Origin of the sequence: Paenibacillus sp. V4I9 (genome assembly GCF_030817295.1) — a bacterium.
GTDB lineage: Bacteria > Bacillota > Bacilli > Paenibacillales > NBRC-103111 > Paenibacillus_E.
In genome coordinates this window covers 5,655,845-5,668,501 of sequence record NZ_JAUSZE010000001.1, presented here as the reverse complement: position 1 = coordinate 5,668,501, position 12,657 = coordinate 5,655,845, and the positions used below count along the sequence as shown (strand labels likewise).

13 protein-coding genes are annotated in these 12,657 nt (G+C 41.4%); 8 read left to right on the top strand and 5 right to left on the bottom strand.

What is annotated here, in order from left to right; translation table 11 throughout:
• Positions 1-62: 62 nt before the first annotated feature.
• Complete coding sequence (locus QFZ81_RS26345) at positions 63-779, top strand: response regulator transcription factor (protein WP_307440013.1); 717 nt, start codon at positions 63-65, stop codon at positions 777-779.
• 34 nt (positions 780-813) lie between these two features.
• Here QFZ81_RS26345 and QFZ81_RS26340 read toward each other — a convergent pair whose 3' ends face one another.
• On the bottom strand, positions 814-1,914 hold the full coding sequence (locus QFZ81_RS26340; RefSeq protein ID WP_307605370.1) for a MerR family transcriptional regulator: 1,101 nt from the start codon (positions 1,912-1,914) through the stop codon (positions 814-816).
• A gap of 148 nt (positions 1,915-2,062) precedes the next feature.
• On the opposite strand from QFZ81_RS26340, the gene QFZ81_RS26335 reads away from it, so the two are divergent.
• Positions 2,063-3,145: a Gfo/Idh/MocA family protein gene (locus tag QFZ81_RS26335; RefSeq protein ID WP_307605369.1), complete on the top strand. Its 1,083-nt coding sequence runs from the start codon at positions 2,063-2,065 to the stop codon at positions 3,143-3,145.
• Between the two features lie 71 nt (positions 3,146-3,216).
• Here the strand turns inward: QFZ81_RS26335 and QFZ81_RS26330 are convergent, their stop codons facing one another.
• On the bottom strand, positions 3,217-4,089 hold the full coding sequence (locus QFZ81_RS26330) for a helix-turn-helix domain-containing protein (RefSeq protein WP_307605368.1): 873 nt from the start codon (positions 4,087-4,089) through the stop codon (positions 3,217-3,219).
• A 210-nt stretch (positions 4,090-4,299) separates the two neighbouring features.
• On the opposite strand from QFZ81_RS26330, the gene QFZ81_RS26325 reads away from it, so the two are divergent.
• On the top strand, positions 4,300-5,106 hold the full coding sequence (locus QFZ81_RS26325; protein ID WP_307605367.1) for a phytanoyl-CoA dioxygenase family protein: 807 nt from the start codon (positions 4,300-4,302) through the stop codon (positions 5,104-5,106).
• Positions 5,107-5,164: 58 nt separating this feature from the next.
• Here the strand turns inward: QFZ81_RS26325 and QFZ81_RS26320 are convergent, their stop codons facing one another.
• Genes QFZ81_RS26320 through QFZ81_RS26310 form a run of 3 tightly spaced genes read right to left on the bottom strand, consistent with a single transcriptional unit; the run spans position 5,165 to position 7,980 of the window.
• Complete coding sequence (locus tag QFZ81_RS26320; RefSeq protein ID WP_307605366.1) at positions 5,165-5,449, bottom strand: hypothetical protein; 285 nt, start codon at positions 5,447-5,449, stop codon at positions 5,165-5,167.
• Between the two features lie 14 nt (positions 5,450-5,463).
• Positions 5,464-6,942 carry an alpha-N-arabinofuranosidase gene (locus QFZ81_RS26315; protein WP_307440026.1) on the bottom strand — a complete coding sequence of 493 codons (1,479 nt, stop codon included), beginning with the start codon at positions 6,940-6,942 and terminating at the stop codon, positions 5,464-5,466.
• A 9-nt stretch (positions 6,943-6,951) separates the two neighbouring features.
• A complete protein-coding gene (locus QFZ81_RS26310; RefSeq protein ID WP_307440028.1) occupies positions 6,952-7,980 on the bottom strand; it encodes a GntR family transcriptional regulator in 1,029 nt (342 codons plus the stop codon).
• A gap of 317 nt (positions 7,981-8,297) precedes the next feature.
• Between QFZ81_RS26310 and QFZ81_RS26305 the strand changes: the two genes are divergently transcribed.
• The 5 genes from QFZ81_RS26305 (at position 8,298) to QFZ81_RS26285 (ending at position 12,302) form a co-directional block, all read left to right on the top strand.
• Positions 8,298-9,062, top strand: coding sequence for a PDDEXK family nuclease (locus tag QFZ81_RS26305; RefSeq protein WP_307605365.1), 765 nt, complete (start codon positions 8,298-8,300; stop codon positions 9,060-9,062).
• Positions 9,046-10,743 carry a hypothetical protein gene (locus QFZ81_RS26300; protein WP_307605364.1) on the top strand — a complete coding sequence of 566 codons (1,698 nt, stop codon included), beginning with the start codon at positions 9,046-9,048 and terminating at the stop codon, positions 10,741-10,743. The genes QFZ81_RS26305 and QFZ81_RS26300 overlap by 17 nt, the downstream gene beginning before the upstream one ends.
• A 104-nt stretch (positions 10,744-10,847) precedes the next feature.
• On the top strand, positions 10,848-11,138 hold the full coding sequence (locus QFZ81_RS26295; RefSeq protein ID WP_307605363.1) for a hypothetical protein: 291 nt from the start codon (positions 10,848-10,850) through the stop codon (positions 11,136-11,138).
• A 54-nt stretch (positions 11,139-11,192) separates the two neighbouring features.
• Positions 11,193-11,558 carry a TniB family NTP-binding protein gene (locus tag QFZ81_RS26290; RefSeq protein WP_307605362.1) on the top strand — a complete coding sequence of 122 codons (366 nt, stop codon included), beginning with the start codon at positions 11,193-11,195 and terminating at the stop codon, positions 11,556-11,558.
• A gap of 42 nt (positions 11,559-11,600) precedes the next feature.
• A complete protein-coding gene (locus QFZ81_RS26285) occupies positions 11,601-12,302 on the top strand; it encodes an IS6 family transposase (protein WP_373463720.1) in 702 nt (233 codons plus the stop codon).
• Positions 12,303-12,657 lie beyond the last annotated feature (355 nt).

The window sequence follows — 12,657 nt, the reverse complement described above, 5'->3', positions numbered from 1 at the left end:
TTACAATCATGTGGTAAAATGAGGTTGTGCAATGTAAATATACTGTAAACGCGGGGGATCCCATGGCACAAAAAATACTAGTTATTGAAGACGAGCCAACTCTAGCTCGATTGCTGTCGTACAACTTATCTCAAGACGGGTATGATACGAAGGTTGTCGATCATGGTGGCGATGGGCTTCAAGAGGCGTTGCAGCAGACTTACGACTTAATTATACTGGATATTATGCTGCCTGGACTGAATGGATTCGAGGTATTGGCGAAGCTAAGGCAGAAAGGAAACAGCACACCTGTAATTATTTTAACGGCACGTAATGCCGAGGATGAAGTGGTGCAAGGTCTTAAGCACGGTGCTGATGATTATATAACGAAGCCCTTTGGGGTAGCGGAATTGCTTGCCCGCGTCTCTGCCGTTCTACGAAGAACACAATCGGAGGACGTGGCAGCGGACAAACTTAAAAGCAATGAGAAAGTGATTCAGGCGGGTGAATTGTACATTTATCCGGAGAAATATGAAGTCGTTCTGAATGGAGATTCCATTCCGTTAAGACCGAAGGAGTTTGAGGTTCTGCTTTATCTCGTACAGCGCCCAGGCGTTGTCGTTACAAGAGACGACCTTATGAATATCGTTTGGGGATTCGACTATATTGGCGGTCAGAGAACCGTAGATGTTCATGTGAGCTCGCTTCGTAAGAAGCTGGAAATGAATCAACAATCTGTTCAAATCGATTCAATCCGTGGCGTTGGCTACAAACTGGTAGCAAGTATGGTCAAAAAATAATGAGCCTTGGGTGCTGGTTAACAGCGGCCCAGGCTCATTTTTGTGCGTAAACAACGTAAATGCTGTTCCCCAATGGCTCCGATTTAACTTGACTTGTGTGAGAAAGTAACCACTCTGTTAGATGGGTATGCGTCATGTAGAGATCGACCTGCTCATGCATCATAGGCAGCTTAGTAGACTTAGACGAGATGAGGTTGGCTAGAAATGCATCTGCTTCATTTCGATCTTGCATCATATAATCGGCTAAACATACGACTCCTCCCGGCTTCAAGACCCGCAGCATTTCACCCCAGGCGAGCTCCCTTTGCGCTTCTGTCAAATGATGAAGGGCAAACGAACTGACAACATAATCAAACGTTCCATCCATGAACGGAATGGCCAGTACATTACCGAGCTTGAGTTCGATGTCAGCATATTTGGCTGCGCAAAGCTTGAGCATTTGCTTGGATTGGTCGATGGCGGACATAGTTAGGCCGATATGCTGCAGCTTGCCGGCTAAGTTGCCGGTGCCTGTTCCTACATCAAGCCCCTTAAGGCCATGAGCGGGGGAGATAAGCTCTGCGATTTTGTCTAAAGCTGCCTCGTAGCTTGTATATACGGGAGGGCTGCTCATATCGATGTCGTTCAGCGGGCCGTTTTCTGTGATATCTACAAACGAGGAAGCAGGCTGCAGCAGTTCATCAAACTGTTGGGCCTTTCGATCGAAATCCCAGTGATCGCGCCAGCTTCCCCTTAGGTCACGCAGCTCCTTGCTTTGCTGGGCTAACTCGTAAAGCAGTTCAGTCGGCAGTATGCTGCTTCCTTGTGCGGCTTGGATCATCTGATCCATTGTTCCAATGATTTGTTTCATTTCTGTCCACTGTTCAAACAGCATTGAACGCTGCATCTGCAGAGCGCTTAGCACTTCCTCTTGTTGATTTAAATCGGTTTGGGCTAAGGTTTGACGAATATCTTCAAGTGTCATTCCGACTTCCCGCAGAGAAATAATGGTTTGTAATCTCCACGCATCTTGTTCCGTATAGGTTCGATAGCCATTCTCTTTCTGCTTCGCAGGCTTTAACAGTCCTTTCTGCTCATAGAAGCGAATGGCTCTGGCCGTGATGCCGAGTTTGCGGGAAATTTCGTTAATAAGCATGTATGATCCTCCATCATGGCACAATTGCATACAATTTTCGCCAGATCAGAAATTTTATTTTTGTAGGTTTTTGTTATACTCTTATATAGTACTAGCTATGAGCAATTGTGAGAAGCCTAACGGTTATACATATCTAAGGAGGATCATCATGTCAAAAACGTATCGTATAGCAATTATTGGATGTGGAGGTATTGCCAATGGCAAGCACATGCCAAGTTTAAACAAATTAAAGAATGTAGAAATGGTTGCTTTCTGTGACATCATTTCTGAAAAAGCGCAGGAAGCTGCTGCTAAGTATGGCAAAGAAGACGCTCGTGTCTATGAAGATTACCGCGAGGTCCTGAGAGACAGTTCCATTGACATCGTTCATGTCTGTACGCCAAATGATTCACATGCGGAAATCACGATTGCTGCATTAGAAGCAGGCAAGCACGTCATGTCAGAAAAGCCGATGGCCAAAACAGCTGCAGATGCACGCCGCATGGTGGAAGCAGCTAAGCGCACAGGTAAGAAGCTGACAGTTGGTTACAATAATCGCTTCCGTGGCGATAGCCAACATTTGCACCAGTTATGCTCGGAAGGTGAGCTAGGTGAGATTTATTTCGCTAAGGCTCATGCGATTCGTCGCCGCGCGGTACCTACTTGGGGCGTTTTCCTTGATGAAGAGAAGCAAGGCGGAGGCCCGCTGATCGATATTGGTACGCATGCACTTGATTTAACCATGTGGATGATGAACAACTATGAGCCGAAGGTCGTACTGGGTACTTCTTATCATAAATTATCCCAACGAGAAAATGCAGCTAATGCTTGGGGACCTTGGGATCCATCCAAGTTCACCGTTGAAGATTCCGCATTTGGTATGATTACAATGAAAAATGGAGCTACGATTATTCTTGAATCGAGCTGGGCGCTGAATACACTTGAAGTGGATGAAGCGAAGTGTACACTAAGCGGAACTGAGGGCGGCGCTGATATGAAAGGCGGTCTTCGCATTAATGGTGAGAAGCACAGCCGTCTATACACGACAGAAGTTGAACTGAATGCAGGCGGCGTAGCCTTCTACGATGGTGAAACAGAAAGTGCACCGGATTTAGAAATGCGCCTATGGATTCAAGCGATCGAGAATGATACAGATCCAGTTGTAACCCCTGAGCAAGCTTGTGTCGTGTCCGAAATCTTAGAAGCTATTTATGAGTCAGCAAAAACAGGAAAAGCCGTTTATTTCGACTAGTTTCGACTATTTCCTGGGAAATGAAAAATCCCTTTCTTCGATATGATTATCGGAGGAAGGGATTATTTGTGCTATATAACGCTCTTGCTAGCTTTGCGATGTTCACCAGGTGTAGAGCCCGTTCTTTTTTTGAACATTTTGGAGAAATGGTGTAAATCAGCAAAACCGCAATAGAGCGCTATAGATTCGAGACTAAGATCTGTGTTTGTGAGCAATTCCTTGGCGTGATTAACCCGCATGTTGATTAAATACTGGTGAGGCGAGATACCGTATCGCTGTTTGAACATGAAGTTGAATCTGGAAACGGATAGGCTGGCTCGATTCGCCATGTCCTCTAATGAAATGGGTTCGCTTAGATGATTGGAAAAGTAAGAAGTAATCCAGTTGAACGAATGTACAGGTGTCCGTGTCGCCTGGAAGTAAGTCTCTAGTAAAGAAATGATAATTTCCGTAACGAAATATTGGGTTTTCAACTGTATGAGCGGATCCTGCTGCTGGGCATACTCAATAACCTGAAAAAGCGTTTCTTTCAATTTAGTTGGGTTAGAGGGATGAACATGAACCGGCATTTGAATCCCATATAGATCATTGATTGTTGGCTGCATCAGGTTCATATAAGCCGATAAATCAATCTGACCGGGTCGGGTAGGGAAGCTGTTTTCACGTTCGGAATTATAACATAAATCAAAATGAATATAAGGCGTAACTGTGTTAGTCAGCCCTTCGAGTGTTAGCAAACTTCCCGGTTGTACGAGGCAGAATTGACCCGCTTGAAACATATACTTCTTATGATCTACCCAAAAACAGCAAGTGCCTTCTTGAATATAAACGAATAGGTAATCAAGCAACCTACGCTCCGGATATATCCACGGCTTACGAACAGCAAACTCACTTTGCCTAACAAAAGGAACAATCGAATGTTGTTTCAATAATTCGGTGAGCATGCCGAATCCTTTCACTTACCAGTAATTTTTTCTTATGTCTTATTGTAGTACTTCATTGAACAGATAATCCAGTTGTTTTTGACAATAATAAAAGCTTGTTTGACAAAGATTTCGAACTATTTGGCACCTATAATAAAGCTGTAATTATACAAAAGAGGTGAGCAGAGTATGAGCATTCAGGAATCATGTAATGTTAATGAGTTACCCTCTATGGAAGACAACTATGAATTGTCTGCACAGCAGAAAGAAAGCTATCAGAAAAAAGGACACATTGTTCTTAGGCAGGTGGCAAGCAAGTCAGAAATCTCTTCCTATGAGCCCGTTATTAGCCACTGGGTGAAGGAGTTGAATAAGCAAGACAAGCCACTTGAACAGCGAGATACGTATGGTAAGGCCTTTATCCAAATTTCAAATCTGTGGGAGAAAAGTGAAGCGATCCAGCGATTCGTGCTAGCTAAACGGTTTGCCAAAATCGCGGCTGATTTAATGGGGGTAGATGGGGTGCGAATTTATCATGATCAAGCCCTGTTTAAAGAACCTCACGGAGGTCATACCCCGTGGCATCAAGATCAAATCTATTGGCCGCTCGATACAGACAAGACGATCACCATGTGGATGCCGTTAGTTCCCATTTCTCAAGAGGTGGGATCAATGACATTTGCATCGGAGTCCCATCTTCTGGGCTACATTAATAAAATGGTCATATCCGACGAATCCCACCGAACGCTTGCCGGATACATTGAAGGCAAAGGCTTCGAAACGGTGTCTCATGGCGCCATGGAGGCAGGTGATGCAACGTTCCACTCCGGGTGGACACTGCACAGCGCGCCTGGAAACCCTACGGACACCATGCGTAAAGTGATGACCGTGATTTATTATGCCGATGGAACGCGAGTAGCCGAGCCAGATAGTAAAGTGCGTGTGAATGATTTGAAAGCGTGGTTTCCCGGTATTCAAGCAGGCGATTTGGCGGTAACTGCGTTAAATCCATTGGTTTACAGCCGTTCCGCAGATTAAAAAAGCTCGCTCCCCCTCATATTTATGAAAAGGGGAGCGAGCTTTTATATAGACGAAGTCACCATCTGCTCCCTTGCGGAGCTGGGCAACGGGCAGCGGTCAGTTTGGCCTTGATGGCCATGAGACAACCGCACCAACGGCATGTTGTTCCAAATTGATAGTCATTGCAGCCCTCGCATATCGTGATCCGCCGATCATACTCCTCTTCCGTAGTCAGCTTAAGATTACGTACTTTGAGCGTTTCGCCGAAAAGCTTGGTTATTTCTTCAGGCGTCACATGTACCGTTGCTGAACAACCTTTGCATGCAGGCATAGCTTCCATTTTGCTATCCGGGCTTTGCATATCGGACATGCTCCTTAAGAAAGACGAAGCGTGACAACAGATTTGGCAGGAAGTGTAACGATGAGCTGGTCATTTTCAAACCTGTAGTTGGTAAAATCCGTTAGTTTTACTGTTTCAGGTTCATCGAATGTGTTATGTGATTGAATGGTGTCTGAGGTTAGAATACGGCCCTCGACTGATCTCACCTGACGCCCACGAACGTCACAGTTTACTTCAATATGGTCCGAATGGTGCAAATTACATAGGGAAATATGCAATTGGTTAGCCGTATCTAAAGATGCGGATACGCTGAGTTGATCGATTTTTTTACCATCCATCTCATAAGAAGGGCTTTCTGCATGAGTGCTAATGAGGCTAGCACCTTGATGAACCTTGTACATGTCAAAGACATGATAAGTAGGTGTAAGAAGCATGTCGGCGCCTTCGGTTAAAATGACGGATTGCAAGACATTTACGACCTGAGCAATGTTGGCCATGCGAACACGATCACTATGCTTATGGAAAATGTTCAAATTAATTCCGGCGACGAGCGCATCACGCATCGTATTTTGTTGATATAAGAAACCAGGATTCGTTCCGGGCTCTACATTGAACCATGTTCCCCATTCATCGACTATGAGGGCAACTCGTTTCTCAGGATCATATTTGGTCATAATGGTATCATGGCGTGTGATGAGTTCGTCCATAAATAAGGTTTTCTCAAGGGTTTGGAACCAGTCCTGCTCACTAAAGTCTGTAGCCGACCCTTTATCCTTCCAATTCCCTGTAGGAATGGTGTAGTAATGAAGACTTAATCCATCCATATACTTGGCGGCTTCTCTCATTAATACTTCCGTCCAGTTGTAGTCGGCACTGTTTGCACCACAAGCGATTTTGAAAATACGGTTATCCCCATAATTCCGTACGTAACACGCATATCTGCGGTAAAGATCAGCGTAGTATTCAGGACGCATGTCACCGCCGCAGCCCCAGTTTTCATTCCCTACACCAAAATAGGTAAGCTTCCACGGTTTTTCACGCCCATTTTCCTGACGCCAGTTCGCCATGGGTGACTCGCCATCGAAGGTCATATACTCGACCCATTCGGACATTTCAGCTACGGTACCGCTTCCAACATTTCCGCTAATGTAAGGCTCCGCTTCAATCAGCTCGCACAAACGTAAGAATTCATGTGTCCCGAAATGGTTGTTTTCCAAGACACCGCCCCAGTGCGTGTTGATCATCCGCTTGCGTTTCTCAGCAGGTCCTACGCCGTCTTTCCAATGATACTCATCGGCAAAACATCCTCCTGGCCACCGCAAAACAGGAATTTGAAGTTTTTTCAAAGCTTCGATCACATCGTTCCGCATACCTTCCGTGTTAGGAATCGGAGAATCCAGACCAACCCAGATTCCCTCATAAATACAGCGTCCCAGGTGTTCAGAGAAATGACCATAAATATTGCGATCGATCGTGCCTTTCGGTGAATCTGCGTTTATTATCAGCTTAGCCATAGTGAGTATCTACTCCTTTAATAGTTTGATATTGGCAACCGACTCGCGACTAATGTAAGCAGCCGAAAGTACGATTTGTTCCCTAGAATCAGTCTGATTGGAAAGGTTCCGATGAATCGCTGAAAGCAGCTCCTCAACTAAATGCTTAGCATCTAAACTAAAAGTCGCAAGTCGTGGAGAAATTTGAGCGGCAAGTGGAATATCATCGCATCCGATAACGGAAACATCCGCCGGGACTTGATAACCATTTTCGCGCAAGCCTTGTATAAATCCAGCAGCCATCCAATCGTTGACGGCAAAAATGGCATCTGTAAGTCCGACTGAGAGCAAAGTGTCGGCTGCTCGCCGCCCGCCTTCCCAATTCATTTTCTCGGTAATGACCTGCACATGGACACCTTGCTGCTGGCAATACTCTAGAAAGCCTTGTTTTCTTAAACGCGACGAGTCGTATTTATCTGGACCTCCGAGAAGAGTGAAGGTACGGTGACCACTATCGTAAAGCGTTTTGGCTGCTTTGCTGCCGATGCGATAGTCATCAAAGTAAATTTGGATAATATCATCGCGATGCGCATAACGTTGAATGGAAAATAACTGGCCGGATGATGCCTTGAGCTCATCTAATGTCTCATCATCGATCTGACCAATGATGACAAGCGGACTAGGAATAGAAGACTCCATAGGATGCTCTGGGTTCACCATAGAGATCTTAATGGCTTGTTTGGCTGCCAAGTTGGTGATTTCAACAAGGAAATTCGTATAAAAGGGGTCATTTCCTTTAATATCCTGAGAGCATAATACATACAACGTGTCTAAAAGGACAGAAGGGACAATATATGTTCCTTTGCCGCGCAGCTGGACTAAGAGACCCTCGTTGACGAGAATTTTAATCGCAGCACGTACGCTGACTCGGCTAGCATCAAAGCTTTCGGCCAAATCACGCTCAGAAGGTATCTTAACAAGTTGATCGGTTTGTAAAGATTGAATTTGATTCCGCAGCTGTTCGATCAGTTTTTCTTTGACAAGCGGAGATTTTTCCATGCAAGCAGGACCACCATTCAATACCAAATTTGAAACTATTTAATACCAATAAGATACCACATGATGCAGAGTCAGTCCATCTTTATTTTGGAGGTGTTAATTGTAATTAGTTATGTCGGTAGTTGGAAGATAAAATGGCATGTACTTGTAACATGAAATGTCGTGTTTAAGAAAGCCTGAACCTACGTGGTTCAGGCTTTTTTGCCTATTATTAATGATTTACCTTAGGTTTAAACTTTTTCACTTCGTGGAATAATTGAGGAGAGAAGGTTAATCAAATATTGATAATAAAATGGCGCTTATAAGGAGGAAGTTACTTGGATTGGAAAAGTAAGAATTCATGGGTTCAAGAGGATTCAATGTACTCACCCAAACGAAAAGTAAATAACAAAGGTAGTAGGGAGCATGAACACATTATTGGTTCGATTCCTAGTCTAAAAATGAATCGGAGTATTGGTTATGAGTCATTCTGGGGAGAGTGCTTGTTTTATTACTTACTTGAAATTGATCCGCTTACAGTAAGGTACTATGAGCAACCAGTAGAAGTAATTTATACGGAGATGAATGCTCAATATGCACTTGTAGAAAAAGAACATGTTCCTGATACTTTGGTGTTCCGTCAGAACTATCGTCCTCATCTGTTTCAGGTGAAAGGAGGAAATAACTTTGTTGAGCAAAAACCTCACTTGTTTAAAGCTTCATCTAAATACGCTCAAGAGCATGGGTGGAGTTACTCAGTTATTTATCCTAAACTCATACCTTCAAAAGTTCAATCAAATCTTATTCTCTTAATGAACTATATGAAGCCGCGCGAATATCACGATGCTTGGATTCAAGAAATTTTGAATAAAATGTTATATCTAAAAAATCCAACTGTTGAGCATTTAGCAAAAAGTTTTAGTGCAAAAATAGATCATCGAGATATCCTACCAATTATTTATCACCTCATCTTTAGAGGGGACTTACGCACTGATATTTTTATTCCAGTAAATAATTGTAGTGTTCTGGAGCTCGGAGATCTATCTAAAGATTTAATTACTTATTTCCATTTGGAGGGTGGTCCATTTGTTGCGTCTATGTAGTCTTAGAATTGATGATTCCTTTTTGTGGTGTGGAACAAAGTTTATCGTGCATAACATCGAACCTCCCAATATTTTAATATTCAAAGAAGATGGGGAAAGGAAAATTAGTAAAGTTAATTATTACTCATTAATTAATGATGATACCTTTGAAATAATTTCTGAAAGTCATAAGAAAGTGGAAAAGAATATCGCGAAAATAGAATCAAATCAGCGATCACTCTTAGATACTTTACCAGAGGATCGACAAAAGTTGGCGACTAAAAAATTAAACTGGATTAAACCAATTTTAACTTTTGAAAGTGCCAAGAGTGGGGATATGTATGCTGTTATTGCTTTTAACGAGCACTATAAAAAGTATCTAAAAGAAGGAGAGACCGTACAAACATTAAGTAAAAAAGAGTTACTTAAGCGGATCTCTGAGGATAAAGATTGTGGTAAATCTACTCGTCAACTTGAAAGATATCTGGCTGCTTATCTTGAAAGTGAAAGTCAACGGGATAATCATGGGGTCGAAGGTTTAGTGTCAAAAGCTCATTTAAATTCCCATGTTCGAAGTGATGACTTACCACTAGAACTTTGCCATCCTAAGAAGAAAGAGCTAATACTTGATACCATTTTTGTTCGTCTTCATAAAGACTATATACCAATTCTTAAAACAGCAATTGAAGATTACTACTTAGGTAAGCGGCGAAAAAATGTTTCAAAGCTTCATACAATAATTCAGCTTAAGTGTATAAATGAAAAAATAGAGCCGCTAGAATATGATACAGTCTACAAGATTGTCAACCGTATCAATCCATATGTTCTTGAGAAATTAGCTTATGGAGATGGGGGTACAGATCCCAAAATTATGAACACAAATGCAAATCAAAGCTTTGCAAAAGTACCCCTACAAGTAATAGAGATTGACCATGTACGATTACCTATTACTGTTATTGACGAAAATACTGGATATAGTGTCGGTGAACCTTGGCTTACTCTAGCAATTGACGTGTACACTAGAAAGGTATGGGGAATGGATTTATCTCTGCATGATCCATCCGGGTTTAAAGTAATGAATTGTATATTTAATGGGATATGTATGAAAAGGACAAAGGAGAAGTATGGAACTATAAATGATTGGGATTTTCATGGAATACCGACGGTTTTTCACATGGATAACGGTTCAGATTTTACTAGTACTTATGTTAAAAGCATGATTGAAGATGTTTTACATTCAGAAGTTCGTTATCGGCCGATCGCTACACCTCGATATGGCGGAATCATTGAGAGATACTTTAGAACAATAAATCAAGAGTTCTTGGAGGATTTACTTGGTTTTCGTTATAAGACAAATCCTGATAAAAATGATCGTAAAGAAGCTGCTAAGGATGCTATTTTGACCTTAAACAATCTTCGTGAATTACTTGTTCACTATATCACCGATATCTACCACCACGATGTGCATAAAGGACTTCCGCTGGAATGTAATACACCGTGTGCAAGATATTATCAGGCCATAGAAATTATGGGTAATCCTCCCTTTATTAAAGAAGAGGATGAGCCATACTACAAGATACAATTGCTTCCTTCAGATATGAAATCGTATAAAAACGATGGAATACGGGAAGAAAATGTGAAATATGCTTCACCTGAAACTACTAGATTTATTAGTAATAAGAGGAAAAAAATTGCAAGATAAAATTTGATATTGAGGATATTTCTAGGATTTATTTATTAGATCCTGAATCCAAGTCTTATATTGAAGTACCCTCAATATATCCACCAGCAGATGAGATTGCTGGAATGAGTAGGAAACTATACCAGATCATTAGGAAACTACTTATTGAAAAAGGTGAAATAACAAAACAACAAATACCAGGATCGGCCAATATTATTAAGGGTAAAGAACTATTGGCAGCAAAATATGACGCCATGGTAAAGACTAATATGCCAATAAGAAGATTGGCTTTAAATTCTGGATTAAATCTCACTGTAAATGTACCAACGTCACATATTGATACCACAAAGCCTCCTTTAAGTAGAAGGCAACAGCTACTTGCTAATTTGAACAACGAAAAGAAAAAAAACGGCTAGTAACATTTTAAATCTCAACGATGTGCATTAATAATTGAGAAGGAGCGTTAGCTAATGGAAGAGAATGAAAACGGTTTAAAAAGCTTTCAAGAACGTGTAATGAACTTGTATGTTGAGCATCCTGAGGTAGTTCGTATTTGGAAACGATTGGATAGGAATAGATGGCTTATGCGAATGGGGGCTGACAGTGACGATTCACCAATTCATTTATTTATTGAAGGTAAACCAGGTGCTGGTAAAACACAGCTCATAAAAAAATATTTACGTCGCAATCCGATTATCATAAAAATAGATGAAGAAGGAACTGAAATCGATACGAGGCCTGTATTGTATATGACATTACCTGTGCCATTTACGTATAAAGGTTTTTATAACAACATATTAAAAAGTATGGTTGTGGTGCAAAGCTCTAATTCATGATAACGTAGTTGATATTGAAGTCATGGGATGGAGCAACTTGCTTTGGAAACGAAATTGGATATATTTAAATGGAAGCAATATGAATCTGCAATCATTTTACTAACGGTGAGATGGTATTTGAAATATAGTTTAAGCTATCGAGATATAGTTGAAATGATGAGTGATCGAAGGATTTCCCATACGACGATCATGAGATGGGTGCATGAATTTGGACCCGAAATCGACAAACGAATCCGCCCTTTTTTGAAGCCTACAAACGACTCGTGGAGGACTGACGAAACCTACATCAAAGTTAAAGGTCAGTGGAAGTATTTATACAGAGCCGTTGATTCTATTGGGAAAACCATTGATTTTATGTTATCTGAAAATCGGGATATGCAGGCAGCTAAGCGCTTCTTTACAAAGGCTTTGTCCTCTCCACATACTCAAATCCCACGTGTAATCACTTTGGATAAAAATCCAGCCTATCCACCTGCCATACAAGAATTAATAAATGAGAAATCCTTAGCAAAAGAAACCTTGATTAGACAGACAAAGTATCTAAACAATATTGTGGAGCAAGATCACCGGTTCATAAAGAAAATCACAAAACCAATGCTTGGTTTCAAATCGTTTCTTACAGCGGATCAGACGTTAAAGGGAATTGAGGCTTTACATATGATAAGGAAAGGGCAGGCCGATGATAATTCGACTGTCCTCACTGCTGTTGAATGGCTAAATAAGATATTTGGTTTAGTGGCATAGACAAAGTATAGTTTGTCAGGTAACTGCGAACTTTTTTAAATCCTTGCACCAGAACCGTTGAATGAACTGTCTGCTTTTATTTGTGTCAGAGGTACTTCAAAACTTAATTGTTTTTTAGTTTTTTGAACACCACAACCACTTCAAAACTTTATTTGTCACCCAACAACAACATCAATCAATTATCGGGTTACAAAACAAATAAGTTTTGAAGTAGACAATAAAGTTTTGAAGGCAGTGGTGTTTTTTTTAATGAAAGGGCAGTTTACTATGATATGTGGTATTAATCATAGAAGCGAAAGACGGCTAAAGTCGTTATATGCATAGGGATATGTCGTCAAAACAGTAGCGAATATAT